14 protein-coding genes are annotated in these 14,693 nt (G+C 64.2%); 11 read left to right on the forward strand and 3 right to left on the reverse strand.

Annotation, left to right across the window (positions count from 1 at the left end):
• Window positions 1-205 precede the first annotated feature (205 nt).
• From leuA to FJ988_RS15285, 4 genes are all read left to right on the forward strand, one after another.
• A complete protein-coding gene (gene leuA, locus FJ988_RS15270; protein ID WP_407067725.1) occupies window positions 206-1,882 on the forward strand; it encodes a 2-isopropylmalate synthase in 1,677 nt (558 codons plus the stop codon).
• Window positions 1,883-2,076: 194 nt separating this feature from the next.
• Window positions 2,077-3,861 (forward strand): tetratricopeptide repeat protein, encoded by a 1,785-nt coding sequence (locus FJ988_RS15275; protein WP_140819074.1) that lies wholly within the window; start codon window positions 2,077-2,079, stop codon window positions 3,859-3,861.
• A gap of 228 nt (window positions 3,862-4,089) precedes the next feature.
• Window positions 4,090-4,893 (forward strand): alpha/beta fold hydrolase, encoded by an 804-nt coding sequence (locus FJ988_RS15280; protein WP_140819076.1) that lies wholly within the window; start codon window positions 4,090-4,092, stop codon window positions 4,891-4,893.
• Window positions 4,894-4,962: 69 nt separating this feature from the next.
• Window positions 4,963-5,580: a hypothetical protein gene (locus tag FJ988_RS15285; protein WP_140819078.1), complete on the forward strand. Its 618-nt coding sequence runs from the start codon at window positions 4,963-4,965 to the stop codon at window positions 5,578-5,580.
• Between the two features lie 84 nt (window positions 5,581-5,664).
• Here FJ988_RS15285 and FJ988_RS15290 read toward each other — a convergent pair whose 3' ends face one another.
• Window positions 5,665-6,606: a metallophosphoesterase gene (locus tag FJ988_RS15290; protein WP_140819080.1), complete on the reverse strand. Its 942-nt coding sequence runs from the start codon at window positions 6,604-6,606 to the stop codon at window positions 5,665-5,667.
• A gap of 68 nt (window positions 6,607-6,674) precedes the next feature.
• On the opposite strand from FJ988_RS15290, the gene FJ988_RS15295 reads away from it, so the two are divergent.
• Window positions 6,675-7,178 carry an NUDIX domain-containing protein gene (locus FJ988_RS15295; RefSeq protein ID WP_140819082.1) on the forward strand — a complete coding sequence of 168 codons (504 nt, stop codon included), beginning with the start codon at window positions 6,675-6,677 and terminating at the stop codon, window positions 7,176-7,178.
• On the opposite strand, the gene FJ988_RS15300 is transcribed toward FJ988_RS15295, so the two are convergent.
• Window positions 7,179-8,165 (reverse strand): glutathione S-transferase family protein, encoded by a 987-nt coding sequence (locus FJ988_RS15300; protein ID WP_140819084.1) that lies wholly within the window; start codon window positions 8,163-8,165, stop codon window positions 7,179-7,181.
• Between the two features lie 270 nt (window positions 8,166-8,435).
• Between FJ988_RS15300 and FJ988_RS15305 the strand changes: the two genes are divergently transcribed.
• From FJ988_RS15305 to FJ988_RS15330, 6 genes are all read left to right on the forward strand, one after another.
• Window positions 8,436-9,038: a GNAT family N-acetyltransferase gene (locus FJ988_RS15305; protein ID WP_140819086.1), complete on the forward strand. Its 603-nt coding sequence runs from the start codon at window positions 8,436-8,438 to the stop codon at window positions 9,036-9,038.
• A 27-nt stretch (window positions 9,039-9,065) separates the two neighbouring features.
• On the forward strand, window positions 9,066-9,827 hold the full coding sequence (locus tag FJ988_RS15310) for a 3-hydroxyacyl-CoA dehydrogenase (protein ID WP_140819088.1): 762 nt from the start codon (window positions 9,066-9,068) through the stop codon (window positions 9,825-9,827).
• 6 nt (window positions 9,828-9,833) lie between these two features.
• Entirely contained in the window at window positions 9,834-11,009 is a 1,176-nt protein-coding gene (locus FJ988_RS15315; RefSeq protein WP_140819091.1) for a CaiB/BaiF CoA-transferase family protein, read from the forward strand.
• A 35-nt stretch (window positions 11,010-11,044) separates the two neighbouring features.
• Window positions 11,045-11,815, forward strand: a complete 771-nt coding sequence (locus FJ988_RS15320) for a HugZ family protein (protein ID WP_140819093.1) — start codon at window positions 11,045-11,047, stop codon at window positions 11,813-11,815.
• 160 nt (window positions 11,816-11,975) lie between these two features.
• Window positions 11,976-12,314, forward strand: a complete 339-nt coding sequence (locus FJ988_RS15325) for a helix-turn-helix transcriptional regulator (protein WP_140819095.1) — start codon at window positions 11,976-11,978, stop codon at window positions 12,312-12,314.
• A gap of 177 nt (window positions 12,315-12,491) precedes the next feature.
• Window positions 12,492-13,289 (forward strand): RNA methyltransferase, encoded by a 798-nt coding sequence (locus FJ988_RS15330; RefSeq protein WP_140819097.1) that lies wholly within the window; start codon window positions 12,492-12,494, stop codon window positions 13,287-13,289.
• Window positions 13,290-13,475: 186 nt separating this feature from the next.
• Here the strand turns inward: FJ988_RS15330 and FJ988_RS15335 are convergent, their stop codons facing one another.
• Complete coding sequence (locus tag FJ988_RS15335) at window positions 13,476-14,615, reverse strand: hypothetical protein (protein WP_140819099.1); 1,140 nt, start codon at window positions 14,613-14,615, stop codon at window positions 13,476-13,478.
• Window positions 14,616-14,693 lie beyond the last annotated feature (78 nt).

Below are 14,693 nucleotides of genomic sequence, written 5' to 3' on the forward strand. Positions count from 1 at the left end.
AGGAGCGCCCGGCGGTCGGTACCCGCCCTTCAGGCGCACGCTCCTTGGCAAAGTCATAATCAAGCGAACGAAATTCTGGTAAAGGCGACGCTCGCCAACAATCCGCCCAAGGCGGGCATGCGAGCCGCCCGGAGAAATGACGATGAACGCAAGAGAACAAATCCGCGCCGGCGAGGCTGAAGCCGCGAACCGCGCGGCCGGCCACATGCCGGAGGCAGCCCGCAAGTACCAGCCCTACCCCACCGTCGGCCTCATCGACCGCACTTGGCCGAACAAGGTCATCGACAAGGCGCCGATCTGGTGCTCGGTCGACCTGCGCGACGGCAACCAGGCGCTGATCGACCCGATGGGCCATGAGCGCAAGGCGCGCATGTTCGCGCTGTTGCTCGACATGGGCTTCAAGGAGATCGAGATCGGCTTCCCCTCGGCCTCGCAGACCGACTTCGACTTCGCCCGCTGGTGCATCGAGGAAGGCGGCGTGCCGCGCGACGTGTCGCTGCAGGTGCTGGTGCAGTGCCGGCCGGAACTGATCACGCGCACCTTCGAGGCGCTCAACGGCGCGCATCGCCCGATCGTGCATTTCTACAATTCGACCAGCGAATTGCAGCGCCGCGTCGTCTTCGAAAAGGACGTCGCCGGCATCAAGCGCATCGCCACCGACGCCGCCAAGATGATAACCGACATGGCGGCCAAGGCCGGCGGCGGCTACCGCTTCGAATATTCGCCGGAAAGCTTCACCGGCACCGAGCTCGACGTCGCGCTGGAGATCTGCAACGCCGTCACCGAGATCGTGAAGCCGACTCCCGAAAACAAGCTGATCGTCAACCTGCCCTCGACGGTCGAGATGTCGACGCCCAACATCTATGCCGACCGCATCGAGTGGATGTGCCGCAACCTCGACAACCGCGAGAACCTGATCATCTCGCTGCATCCGCACAATGACCGCGGCACCGGCATCGCCACGACCGAGCTCGGCCTGATGGCCGGCGCCGACCGCGTCGAAGGCACGCTGTTCGGCAATGGCGAGCGCACCGGCAATGTCGACATCGTCACGCTGGCGCTCAACATGTTCACGCAAGGGGTCGATCCGCAGCTCGACTGTTCCGACATCAACCGGATGAAGGACGTCTACGAGTACTCGAACCAGCTGAAGATCCCGGAGCGCCACCCTTATGTCGGCGAGCTGGTCTACACGGCTTTCTCCGGCTCGCATCAGGACGCCATCAACAAGGGCATGAAGGCGCTGAAGAAGGCCAACACGCCGATCTGGGAAGTGCCTTATCTGCCGATCGATCCGGCCGATGTCGGCCGCACCTATGAGGCGATCATCCGCATCAACTCGCAGTCGGGCAAAGGCGGCATCGCCTACGTGCTGCAGGCCGATTACGGCCTCAACCTGCCTCGCAACCTGCAGATCGAGTTCAGCCAGGCGATCCAGGCGATCACAGATGCGGAAGGCAAGGAAGTGCCGGCAAAGCGCATCCATGAGCAATTCCTGGAGGCTTATGTCGACCAACCCGGCGCGCGGCTGAAGTTCCTCGACCACCGCACCTTCCCCGACACCGAGGTGAAGGGCCGGCGCGTCGTGGAGGCGGAGATCGTCGACAACGGCAAGGAAGTCACCATCACCGGTTCCGGCACCGGCCCGATCGACGGCTTCGTCGACGCGCTTTCGCGCCATGTCGGCGTCGAAATGTCGGTGCTCGACTATTCCGAGCATTCCCTGCAGCGCGGCTCGAACGCCTCGGCGATCTCCTATGTCGAGATGGAACATCCGGGCGGCAAGCTGTTCGGCGCCGGCATCAACACCAACATCGTTGCGGCTTCGCTGGAAGCCGTCGTCTCGGCCGCCAACCGTATCCTCGACCGCAAGGCCGGCTGACCGGTCGGGCCCTCGACTACGGCGCTCCCGCAAGGCGCGCCGTGCGACAAAACTGATGCAATTTCCCTGTCGTTCGTTAACCGGCGGGGGAATTTCCCGTGGCTTACGCGATCGCATAACACAAGCATCCTTGTGCGCCGGCGCGAGCGCTATATGATCGCGTCCTAACCTGTGCCGTTCGGAAGGATCGACACTTGGAGCCTGCCCCGCCTGCCGCCCCCGCAGTGCGCGAGACATTGGAGCGACTGCTTGCCAGCGAAACGTTCGGACGCTCCGAACGCGCTCGCCGGCTTTTACGCTATCTTGTCGAACGCGAGCAGGCCGGCGAGGCCGACAGGCTGAAGGGCCTTTCCATCGCCATGGACGTGTTCGGCAAGGACGGCGATTTCGACGCCTCCACCGATGCCGTTGTCAGGGTCCAGGCAGGACGGCTGCGCGAACTTCTGGAGCAGTACTTCGCCAATGAAGGCGTCGCCGAGCCGGTGCGCATCGCGATCCCGCGCGGGGGCTATGTTCCCTCTTATGAGCTGAATTCAATTCGGTTGCCCCGTGAGAGATCAGCCTCAGGCAATGTCGCGCTGCACACGAACACAACCGCCGAAGCCTTGGTCCAGAACGCGGCTCAAGAAACCGCTTCGCCGTCGGAACCCGCGCCGCTGAAGACGGCGGCGGCGCCCGCACCGTCCCTGACGAGGCAGTTGCGCTTCTTCTGGGCCACCATGGCGCTGGTGATCGTGATGCTCGGCGTGCTCATCGCGCGCCAGGGCAACGCCTTCCTCGGCGGCGGTGACGCAGCCGCACCGTTCGACACGGCGGGCACGGCTGGCGGCGCTACCCAGCCGGTCTTCGATTCCCTGCCTTTGATCTATATCGGCGTGAAGGCCGACAGCGCGGAGGCGGCCCGTGTCGCAGCATCGCTGCGCGCCGGCCTTGCCGGTTTCGACACCATCGACTTCATCGGTCGCGATGCCGATGCAACCCGCGATCAGTCCGCCGACCCGGTCAGTTTCGTCTTCGATGTCGTTGCAGGGCCTGCCGCCGGCGACGTCACGGTCGAACTGCAGAGCGTTGCGACCGGACGGGTTCTTTTGTCGCGCAATCTGACATCGGCCGAAAGCCTCCCGGGGGTTGTCGAAGGTAACATCGCCAGCCTGCTGACTTCGACCGTTCCTGCTTCCGGCGCAATCTATAGCTACATTGACCAGAGCGCCGTTCGGACCAGCCAGATCGGATGCCTGGTGCTAGACGACCGCTACTATCTCGACATGGGCGCCAAGACGCACGAGGCCGCGTATCGCTGCCTCGAGAAGCTGGCCAATGACGGCACCAAATCATCGCTCGTCTATGCGGAACTGGCTTCGCTTCATCTGGAGGCCGTCAACAGCCACTATGCCTACCCGCCTGACGCGACGATCGAGAAAGCTATGTCGCTCGCCCACCGCGCTGTGCAGATGGGACCGATGAGCCCGCATGCGCATCGCGCCTATGGCTATCTCAACAGCCGCCTGGGCAACACCGACGAGGCGATCCGTTGGATGCGCAAGGCCTATGAGCTCAACCCGTATGATCTTGGCATGGCCGCCGCCTATGGCTACGGCCTGATCTTCGCCGGCAAATATGATGAAGGCACGCCGATCCTGGACCACGCCGTCGAAGCCTTCAGCGGCCATCCGACCTGGTGGGATTACGGCCTGTTTGTCGGAGCCTTCATGCAGGGCGACATGAAGAAGGCCGCGATTGCCAGCGAATCGCTGCGCACGACGGCTTCCAAGTCGCACTATCTGGCGGCGCGCCTGATCGGCGCCAGGATTTCCGGCCGCGACAAGCTGGCCGGCGAACTGGCCAACGAACTTGTCGTCGAGTTCCCAAAATTCGCTGCCGACCCACGCGCCACATTCGTCGACCGCAAATACCCTGCCGACCTCACCGAGCGACTGGTCCAGTCTTTGCGCGACGCTGGTATAGGCAACCCCAGCTAACCATCACGAACAAGTTACATCGTCGGGAATCGGACCGGACAGGCTGCTCTACATGCTGCTCTAGTGGCGTCGACTGCCAGTATAGGCCGGAGGTTGTTGAGCTGTGTTCGTATCTATAGAGATTTGCACGCGGCAATCGCGAAAATTTTACTGGCTATCGATCTGGCCGGCGAGCAATTCAGCCACAATTCGCAATTGCTGACCCTCTTGCCTCGTTATCCTCGTTTGATGATTTCACCCCCTCATGCCGCCGAATGCGGCGCCGGCCCAAAAACGATCGTGCTTCTGCATGGCTTCGGTTCCTGCCAGGCCATCTGGCGCGACGTGGCTGCATCGCTCGGATCAAGCCTGAGGATATTGGCCTATGACTTGCCGGGCCATGGCCAGTCCCGGGAATGCGAAGGCATGGGCGGCGCCAAGCCGTCGGCGCGGGCCATCCTCGCCGATCTTGCCGCCCGCGGCCTCGGCAAGGTCCACCTCGTCGGCCATTCCATGGGTGGCGCCGTCGCGACACTGATGGCGCTTGCCGATCCCGGCAGGGTCGCCTCGCTGACCTTGTTGGCGCCCGGCGGCTTCGGCCCGGAAATCAACGCGGCACTGCTGCGCCGCTATGCCGCCGCGACCGGCAAGAGAGCAATCCGCGCCTGCCTGGCCGCCATGTCGGGCCCGCAAAGCATGCCGCCCGACCATGTGGTCGACGCGCTGAGCCGCATGCGCAAGCAACCGGGCCAACTGCAGATACTGGTCGATATGGCGGAAGCAATGACCAAGGATGACCAACAGGGCGTCATTCCAGCAGAGCGACTGGAGAGCTTGGATATGCCGGTGATGGTGGTCTGGGGAACGGAGGATCCGCTGCTGCCGGTCGACCAGGCGGAAAGCCTGCCGGCGCATTTCCATCTGCATCATGTGTGGGGCGCCGGTCACATGTTGGTCGAGGAGGCGCCCGACCTGATCGCCGAGATCGTGCGGCGCAACACGCGCCGCCGCCGCAGGCGCCAGCGTGTGGCGTTCGGCGCGGCGGCAAGCTGATCCTATCATCGGGTGCATTTTGCCGGCGACTATGTTAACCCGCTGTTAACCAACAGCGAGGCAGCCGCCATGAAGGACATGGGCGACAAAATCACCCCGATCGAGCCGTCGCGGAAGCTTTCGGACGCAATCCGCGACGTCAAGAATGCCTTTGCCGACCGCGACGACGTGATCGTGGAGATGCGCGACGCGCACCGCATGCGTCTCGATCTCCTGGCCACCGAGCTCGCGCCGGTTTTCGCCGACGTGCCCGCGGATATGGACAGTTTCGACTTCGCCGTTTCGTCGGGCCTCCAGCCTAGGTTATGGATCGACTCGGTGAGCCATGTTGCCATGGGCCGCGACCGCCGTACCTACCGTTTCCTCAAGGACACTCGCATCGGTCGCGTCGTGTTAGCCGAATCCAGCGACATGAAGGCCGTCGCCGATACGGTGACGCGCTATGTTGCCGAGCGCGTCGTCGAGCGGCAACGCATGATGGAGGGCGGCATGGAGAGCGCCATGCCGGGCCTGCACCGCCCCGCGGTCGAGGAGGCCGAGCCGCCGATCCAATCCGAAACCCGCCGCAACGGCTGGACCACATTCTTCGCCGGCATCGGCCTGATCGCCGCCGGCGCCTTGGTCGGCCTGGCGGTGTCGCTGGCGCTGTTCTGGGACCGCATCGCCCAGATGAAGATCAGCTTCTGACCAAAGCAATTCCAGGAAAAGTGTTGACGGTTTTCCGTTCGGAATTGCGTCAAAACAAGGAGGTGGGAGAGTTCGCCGTTTCCCTTAAACGGCGAACTGTCTCACCTCTCGGGGCGTCGCCTTACCGGCGCTGAGCTCGATCACTTGCAGGTCCGACGGCGGCAGCGCCGGCCCGGTCAGGCCGCGCCTTGTCAGGCGGATCTGCCAATTGCCCTTTTCGCCGTCGATCTCGACCAGATTGTACTGCGCCGCCGGGTGCTTGCCGCCGGGCGCCTGGCCAGCGGCCGCCACACCCACCACCGGCACCTTGGCGCTGCGCGGGCCGATGGTGAACAACGACGGCAGATGCGAGTGGCCGTGCAGCACAAGCTCCGCGCCGTGGCGGCGGATGACCTTGTGGAAGCGGGAAATGCCGAACAGCCTCTTGTGCTGTGATACAGCGCCGCGCACCGGCGGATGGTGGATCATGATGGCGCGAAACAAGCCCTGCTTCGCCGTCTCGTCGAGCGTCTTGCCGAGCCGTTCGGCCTGGCCTTCCATGAAGAAGCCGTTGGCCATGAAGGGCGCGGTGGCGCGCGCCGTGGTGACGCCGATCAGCGCGACGTTGCCGCGCACCCGCAGATAGGGGAAAGAGTTACGGTCGACCGGGCTGTTGATACCGTCGCCGGTCATCCATGGCGCCCATGCGCGGCAGACCTTGTCGAAGGCGCCCGGCACATAGGCGTCGTGATTGCCCGGCACCACCGACACGTCATGCGGCGATCCAAGCGTCTCCAGCCAGTGCTTGGCCATCTCGATCTCGCCGTCGAGCGCCAGGTTGACGAGATCGCCGGTGACGGCGAGATGGTCCGGCGCATTCGCCTTGATGTCGGCGACGATGCTGTCGATGACCGCGTCATGCATGTGGCGGCGGCGGTTGCGCTGCCAGTTGACGTAGCCCAGCACACGCTTGGACGCGAGGTCGCGATAGGTTACATCGGGCAATGGCCCCAGATGAGCATCGGAAATATGCGCGAGCCTGAACATACCTCCTTCTTAAGCGACGCCGCGCGGGCTTTCCACTCACCCTTTGCTGTTCGCCCGGCGCTGATTGGATGAGCGACGCGGCCGATCCTGAAGAAGCGTTTCGCCAGACCGGTTGGCCGGGCCTGCGGGCGAGGCTGTTCCATCTGTTCTTCCTGTTGCGCCGGCCGATGACGATCGGCGTGCGCGGCCTGGTCTTTGACCGCGCCGCCAATGCCGTCTTCCTCATCCGCCACACCTATGTGCCGGGCTGGCAGTTGCCGGGCGGCGGCGTCGAGGCCGGTGAGACTTTCGAGGAAGCCCTGGCGCGTGAATTGATCGAGGAAGGCAACATTGCGCTGGCCGCGCCGCCGGTGCTGAAGTCGGTGCATTTCAACCGCCGTTCCAGCAATCGCGACCATGTAGGCTTCTACATGATCGAGGCCTTCAGCCAGAGCGCGCCTAAGCTGCCCGATCATGAAATCGCCGAGGCGGGTTTCTTTCCGCTCGACCGTCTGCCCGAGGGCACGACGCCGGCGACGTTGCGGCGGATTGCAGAGATTTTCGGCGGTGCGCCGCCTTCCGGCTATTGGTAGCTACGCCGCCCTCCTGAGCCGCCCCCGATCGTGCGGAGCCGCATAGTCGAGTTCCGGCCCGACCGGCACGATCCCTGTCGGATTGATCGATCTGTGGCTGCCGTAATAATGCGCCTTGATGTGGTGCAGGTTCACCGTGCCGGCCACGCCTGATACCTGATAGAGGTCGCGCAAATAGTTCGACAGGTTCGGATAGTCGGCGATGCGGCGCAGATTGCATTTGAAGTGGCCGACATAGACCGGATCGAAGCGCACCAATGTCGTGAACAGCCGCCAGTCGGCTTCGGTGATGCGCTCGCCGATGAGATAGCGTTGCTTCGATAGCCGCTCCTCCACCATATCCAGCGCCGAGAACAACTCGCCGAACGCCTCCTCGTAAGCCGTCTGCGTGGTGGCGAAACCGGTGCGGTAGACGCCGTTGTTGATCGCCGGATAGACCAGCGCGTTGATGCGATCAATCTCGGCGCGCTGCGCGGCGGGATAAAAATCCAGGCTCGCATCGCCCCATTCGTCGAAGGCGGAATTGAGCATCCGGATGATCTCGGAGGATTCGTTGTTGACGATCGTCTGTTCCTGCTTGTCCCACAGCACCGGCACCGTCACTCGGCCCGAATAGCAAGGATCGGCCTTGCTGTAGATCTGGTGCAGGAAATCGAGGCCGTAGAGCGTATCGCCGGTGGCGCCGTCCTCGGCTTTGAAGGTCCAGCCGTTCTCGCCCATGAAGTGATGGACGATGGAGACCGAGATGACATTTTCCAGCCTCTTCAAGGCACGGAAGATGAGCGTGCGATGCGCCCAGGGACAGGCCAGCGAAACATAGAGATGGTAGCGGCCGGGCTCCGCCTTGAAGCCGCGCTGGCGGCCTTCGGCCGGCGCGCCGTCGCAAGTGATCCAGTCCCGCCACTGCGACTCTGTGCGCACGAAGCGGCCGCCGCTGTCGGTTTTCGGCGCGCGATCCTGCCATTTGCCTTCGACCAGCAATCCCATGTGAAAATCTCCCTGCGGTTGCGCAATATCTAGACGCAAGACCGGTCAAGCGAAGCCCTCAGCCACTGAACAGTTCGTCAAGTGGCGAAAAGAAAGACGAAAAGCGCCGATTGCAGCGGCACAAAATTGATGCTAGCGGAGGCGCCCATGTTCGACTTTGCCTCGATCCGGTTCGACCGACGACGAAAGGGCGCCCGCGCTTGAAGCGCTGACTGGCGAACGCTGCCGCTTTTGCAGCAAACCTTCCTCGCATACCGGAACGCAAAGACCATGAGCCTTGCCGACGTGAAATACCTGCCGGAAACCCCGGCGCATGATGCCGAAATCGAAGCCATCAACGACGAGGCCTTCGGCCCCGGCCGCTTCGTGCTTGCCGCCTACAAGATCCGCGAGTCGGGCGGACACGACCGCTCGATGTCCTTCGTCGCCGTCAAGGACGGCGCGGTGATCGCTTCCGTGCGCATGACGCGCGTCGCCGCCGGCGCCGGCCGCGCTATGATGCTAGGCCCGCTCGCGGTGCGCCCCGCCTTCAAGAATCTCGGCATCGGCAGAAAACTGGTCGCGATCGCCCTGGACGCCGCGAAGAAAGCCGGCGCACCGGCCGTAATCCTGGTCGGCGACGAGCCCTATTACGGTCCGCTCGGCTTCAAGCGCTTCCCGCGCGGCCAGATCACCATGCCGCGCCCGGTCGACCTCGACCGGCTGCTGCATCACGAGATCAAGCCGGGCGCCGTCGCCCGCTTCGTCGGCGATGTCTGCCACGCCAATACGGCGCGGGTTGCGGAACTCGTGCCTGCGCCGGCACGGTCGGCCGCCGGCGCGCAAGCCTCGATCGATCCGGGCATGGTTGCGCCTCCTTTGCGGGCTTCGTAGCATCATCAGAAATCCTGGGAGGCTTGCATGGACCCGAACGGCCAGATCGCAATCGTCACCGGCGGCGGATCGGGTCTCGGCGAGGCGACGGCGCGCGCGCTTGCCGCCAAGGGTGCCCGTGTCGCCATCCTCGACGTCGGTGTCGAGCGCGCGGCGAAGGTCGCGGCGGACATTGGCGGCATTGCCGTCCAATGCGATGTCTCAAGCGGCGACAGCGCCGCCGCCGCGATCACGCAAGTGGCTGAAAAGCTTGGCGAACCGCGCATCCTCGTCAATTGCGCCGGCATCGCCATCGGCGTGAAGACAATCGGCAAGGATGGCCCGCACCCGCTCGACCAGTACCGCAAGGTGATCGAGATCAACCTGATCGGCACCTTCAACATGATCCGTCTCGTCGCCGACCGCGCGGCAAAGCTTGAGCCGCTCTCCGGCGGCGAGCGCGGCGTCATCGTCAACACCGCTTCGGTCGCCGCCTATGACGGCCAGATCGGCCAGGCCGCCTACTCCGCATCCAAGGGCGGCGTCGTCGGCATGACGCTGCCGGTGGCGCGCGACCTCGCCCGCTCCGGCATCCGCGTCTGCACCATCGCGCCCGGCATCTTCAAGACGCCGATGATGGCCGGCATGCCGCAGGAGGTGCAGGATTCGCTGGGCGCCGCGGTGCCCTTTCCGCCGCGCCTCGGCGAGCCTTCCGAATATGCAGCACTTGCGCTTCATATCGTCGAGAACCAGATGCTGAACGGCGAGACCATCCGCCTCGACGGCGCCATCCGCATGGCGCCGAAATAGTTTTTCATGAGCACCGGCCCTGCCGCAGCCGAAAAGACCGGCCCGCTTGCCGGCCTGACGGTGATCGAGATGGCGGGGCTCGGCCCGGTGCCGCTGGCGGCGTTGATGCTGTCCGAAATGGGCGCCGAGGTGCTACGGATCGAACGGGCTGACGCTGGCCAGCCGCTGCTCGCCCTGCCGCAAGAATACGACCTCGACCGCCATGGCCGCTCCATCCTGAAGCTCGACCTGAAGCGCCCGGAGGGCGCGGAATTGTTGCTGCGCCTTGCCGAAAAGGCCGACCTCCTTGTCGAGGGCTTCCGCCCCGGCGTCATGGAACGGCTCGGCATCGGGCCTGATATAGTTCTTCGGCGCAACCCGGCGCTGATCTATGGGCGCCTGACCGGCTTCGGCCAGGACGGCCCGTTGTCAGGCCGCGCCGGCCACGACATCACCTATCTCGCCTATGCCGGCCTTCTGCACGCGATCGGCCGGAAAGGTTCGCCGCCCGTGCCGCCGCTCAATTTGGTCGCAGATCAGGGCGGAGGCGCCATGATGCTGATCGCCGGCGTGCTCGCCGCCCTGTTCCAGCGTTCACGCAGCGGCAAGGGCCAGGTTATCGACGCCTCGATGATCGAAGGCGCCTCGATGCTCGCGGCGCCCATCCATGCATTCATGGCGGCCGGGCTTTGGAGCGACAGGCAAGGCCAGAACCTGCTCGATTCCGGCGCGCCCTTCTACGACACCTATGAGACCGCTGACGGCAGGCACATTGCCGTCGGCTGTCTCGAACCGCGCTTCTTCGCCGAATTCGCCAGGCTGCTGCCACTCGACCAGCGGTTTGTCGATTGCCAGTATGACCGGACATCATGGCCGGCTATGCGAACGGCGATCGCCGCATGTGTTCGCGAAAAAACGCGCGACGAATGGGAGGAGCTTTTCGCCGCAACCGATGCCTGCGTCGCTCCCGTGCTTTCGCTAACCGAAGCGAGGGACCACCCTCACAATCGCGCTAGGCAGAGCTTTGTCGGTTCCGGCCTGCTCGAGCGGCCGGCGCCCGCGCCACGCTTCTCGCAGAGCCAGAGAACACCTGCGGCGACGCCAAGCGCTGCCGACCGCCAAACGGCAGCCATCCTGGCCCGCTTCGGCATCGGCGAACAGGAAATCGCGGCTCTTGCCAGTTCAGGCGTCCTCGGCCAATAACCGGAGTATGAAGATCAACTTATTTGGGTGAGCCTGTGAGCGAGACGAAGAAGGAAATTATCCGCGAGACCGACGCTGCGGCGATCAGGCAGGCAAAAACGCTGGTCCGTTCGGCGCGCTTCGGCGCGCTCGCGGTGATCGAGCCCGGCACTGGCGCGCCGCTGGCAAGCCGAGTCGGCGTCGCCACCGACATCGACGGCGCGCCGCTGATCCTGATCTCGATGCTGTCTGCCCATACCGGCGCGCTGCTCGCCGATCCGCGCTGTTCGCTGCTGCTCGGCGAGCCCGGCAAGGGCGATGCGCTCGCCCATCCTCGCATCAGCCTGGCCTGCCGGGCACTGCGGCTGGAGCGCGGCTCGCAGAATCTTGCACAGGCCGAACGGCGCTACCTCAACCGCAACCCGAAGGCGAAGCTCTATGCCGGCCTCGGCGATTTTTCGTTCTTCCGGCTCCAGCCTGAGCGCGCCAGCCTGAACGGCGGCTTCGGCAAGGCCTATCTCCTCAATCGCGCCGATCTCCTCACCAGTGGCTCCATTGTCGACGAACTGGCCACCGGCGAGCAGCCGGCGCTCGACCACATGAATGCCGACCATCGGGACGCGCTTGCCATTTACGCCCGGCATTTCGGCGGCGCGGAGGGCGATGGCTGGATCGCTACCGGTTTCGACGCCGATGGCATGGACCTTGCCGCCTCCGACACGGTCTGCAGGGTCTTCTTCCCGCGGCCTCTCAGCACCGCACGCGACTTGCGCCCCGTGCTGGTCGAGATGGCGAAGGCGGGGCGTGCGGCCGAGCAACCGCGATAGTTGATCGAGCTGCGGCGAAAGCAACTCTTGAGATTTAGATAAAATGATCTACCTTCGTTGCAACGCTGATTCAGCAGCGCAACTCGATACCTGAATATTTGTGCACCTCGCACGCCATTGCCCCCTGGCGGCTGGATGAGCAAGGACCCATGGGGGATCTATGATCTCGAACAAACTCATCGCCAATGCCGAATCCGCTGCCGCGTTCCTGACGATCATGGGCAATGAGAAGCGGCTGCTGATCGTAGCCCATTTGATCGATGAGGAAATGTCGGTCGGCGCCATCGCCGAGAAGGTGCAGCTCAGTCAGTCCGCCCTGTCGCAGCACCTGGCCAAGCTCAGGGCGCTCGATCTCGTCGACACCCGCCGCGACCGCCAGATGATCTACTACTCGTGCAAATCAGATGCGGTGCGCGAGTTGCTGCGCATGCTGGAAGGCATTTTCGGCGACGGCGACCTTTCGCAGATGGCCTACAGGTTGCGCCGCGCCGGGACTTGACCCTGGCCCCTCGCCGCTCATTACCTCGCTGACGATTTTCTCGAGCATGATCTCGAACCGAAGGTCAGCGAACGCAAAAAGTGGGGAACCGGTTTTCGGAAAAGATCATGCTCCAACGAAAAGTCGGATCCGGATGGCGATTCAACGAACCGTCATCCTGATCCGGGCAGGGAATGCATGAACCTCATCCATATCGACGATCCGCAAGATCCGCGCGTCGGCGCCTATCTCGACATACGCGAGCGCGACCTAGTCGGCCGGCATGGCCGCTTCGTCGCCGAAGGCAAGGTGGTGCTCGACCTTTTGCTGTCGAGTGGGCGCTTCGCGGCTCTGTCGGCGCTCATTCTCGAAAACAGGCTGGCCGGCCTGGAACCGGTCCTGCGCAAGGCGCCGCCCGATTTTCCCGTCTATGTCGCCAGCGGCGATGTAATGGACCGCATCGCCGGCTTCCATATGCACCGCGGCGTCCTGGCGATCGGGGCGCGAGGCGATGCGATATCAGCCGAAGCCTTGCTGGAAAGCTTGCCCGAGCGCGCGCTGGTGGTCGTTCCGGTCGGCATCTCCAACCACGACAATATGGGCGCGATCTTCCGCAACGCAGCCGCCTTCGGCGCCGACGCTTTGCTGCTCGACCGGACCTGCTGCGATCCGCTCTACCGCAAGGCGATCCGCGTTTCGGTCGGGGCGGCGCTGAAGGTTCCGTTCGCGTCTTTCGACGATACCGCAGCCTTCACAACGACGCTCGATCGGCTTGGCTTCAGCCAGTACGCGCTCTCGCCCAGCGGAACGACCGACATCCGCGATGCTGACCGTGTAGCGCGGCTGGCGCTTTATCTCGGCACCGAAGGCGAAGGATTGCCACAGCACCTGCTCACCCGGCTCAGCACGGTGCGGATCGGCATGGCGCAAGGCTTTGACAGCCTGAACGTCGCCGCCGCATCGGCCATCGCGCTGCATCATTTTTCCAAGCTGTAGAGTAACAACCTCAAGGCCGAATGGCTGCGATGCGCTTTGAGGCCGAGACGGAGTCGAAGACGGGCGCGAAGCGACCAAACTGGGTGGTTTCCGAGAACCCGAGCGAAGCGTACTTTCTGTACGCGAGCACCGGAAGCGCAGGAAGCCGCCATTTGCAGGCCGGCCTTGCCTGAATATCAGCACACCTCAGTTGGTCGAGCCGGTCTTCTGCAATGCCCTCACCCGGTCGGCAAGGCTGATGCCGCGCCCTGCGCCTCGCTGCCCGTCGGCGGCCAGGGCTTTGGCGATGGGTGAATCCGGCCCTTCGAGCTTCATGGTCAAATTGACGACCTCAGCCGCCAACTCGTTCATCTGCTCCCGCAGTCCGGCGCCGGCAGGACGCGCATCGCCTGCCTGATCAGGATTTGCCGTCTCGACGGTGGCGAGGCCGGTCTTCAGCCGCTTGTTCTCGCGCGCCAGCGCCGTCAGCCTGGTTTCCAGCCGCCCGCGGTCGTCCTCGAGCTTGGCGATCGCCTTGTCGAGATCGTCACCGGCCGTCCCGACGGCCGGCCGCGCCACGCCGTTCTCAGCGACGGCCTTCGACCGCTCCTTGGCCTGGGCGAGCTCTTTCTCGCGCCGGTCGAGCTTTTCCTCGCGGTCGGCAAGCGTGGCGAGCAGCCGTTCGACCTTCTTGTCGAGGTCGGCGGATTTCTTCTTCTCCGCCTTCAACGCCTCGCGCGCGGCCTTGCCTTCCGACGCGGCCTCCTGGTTGCGCCTGTCCGCTTCCTTGCGCTGGCTGCGCAGCACCGCGATGTCGTTGGCGAGCTTGTCCAGTTCCGATTCGCGCGCCACCAGTTCGATCTGGCGGTTCGAGGAGGAGAAGCTGGCATCGTCATACATCTGCTCGAGCTTCTGCAGCTCCAGCGCGCGCTTCTCCAACGTGCGCTCCGTTTGCGCCAGCTTTTCCGACAGCTGTTGCAGATCCTCCTCACGCTGCCCGAGCTCGGCAGTCTTGGCCTGCAGATCGGAAAGCGCCTGGTCCTTGTCCTTCCTTTCGACAGCAAGCCCTTTCAGCGCCTCGCGCCCGCGGCCGATCTCGACCAGCTGCTCCGCGGTCTTTTGCTGCAGGCTCTTCACCATGATCTCGAGCTTGCGCGTCGTCATGGCGTACTCCGCCCGCACCCGGTCCTTGTCGGCCTGGATCTCGGCTTGTGTCAGCGGCAGCGACGCCTCGAGCCGCCTGCGCGTCAGGACGACGGCCCGCCGCCACACCGCCGGCGCGATCAGCGACACCAGAAAGACGGCGCAAAGGAAACCGAGGGCGAAGAACAGGACCGACTGGACCAAGGCGTGCTATCCACTAAATGGGCGGCAATCGCGCGATTGTGCACCTTTGGCATGGCGGAAATTCAACGCCGCGGCAAG

The sequence above is a fragment of the Mesorhizobium sp. CU3 genome, from assembly GCF_006442965.1.
Lineage (GTDB): Bacteria > Pseudomonadota > Alphaproteobacteria > Rhizobiales > Rhizobiaceae > Mesorhizobium.

Bases quoted from the DNA above. Each gene is read 5' to 3' on its own strand.
- FJ988_RS15300 (WP_140819084.1), bottom strand. From the start codon at position 8,165: ATGGGATTGCTGGTCGAAGGCAAATGGCAGGATCGCGCGCCGAAAACC.
- FJ988_RS15325 (WP_140819095.1), top strand. From the start codon at position 11,976: ATGATCTCGAACAAACTCATCGCCAATGCCGAATCCGCTGCCGCGTTC.
- FJ988_RS15295 (WP_140819082.1), top strand. From the start codon at position 6,675: ATGAGCGACGCGGCCGATCCTGAAGAAGCGTTTCGCCAGACCGGTTGG.
- FJ988_RS15330 (WP_140819097.1), top strand. From the start codon at position 12,492: ATGAACCTCATCCATATCGACGATCCGCAAGATCCGCGCGTCGGCGCC.
- FJ988_RS15290 (WP_140819080.1), bottom strand. From the start codon at position 6,606: ATGTTCAGGCTCGCGCATATTTCCGATGCTCATCTGGGGCCATTGCCC.
- FJ988_RS15315 (WP_140819091.1), top strand. From the start codon at position 9,834: ATGAGCACCGGCCCTGCCGCAGCCGAAAAGACCGGCCCGCTTGCCGGC.
- FJ988_RS15280 (WP_140819076.1), top strand. From the start codon at position 4,090: ATGATTTCACCCCCTCATGCCGCCGAATGCGGCGCCGGCCCAAAAACG.
- FJ988_RS15310 (WP_140819088.1), top strand. From the start codon at position 9,066: ATGGACCCGAACGGCCAGATCGCAATCGTCACCGGCGGCGGATCGGGT.
- leuA (WP_407067725.1), top strand. From the start codon at position 206: ATGCCGGAGGCAGCCCGCAAGTACCAGCCCTACCCCACCGTCGGCCTC.
- FJ988_RS15285 (WP_140819078.1), top strand. From the start codon at position 4,963: ATGAAGGACATGGGCGACAAAATCACCCCGATCGAGCCGTCGCGGAAG.
- FJ988_RS15305 (WP_140819086.1), top strand. From the start codon at position 8,436: ATGAGCCTTGCCGACGTGAAATACCTGCCGGAAACCCCGGCGCATGAT.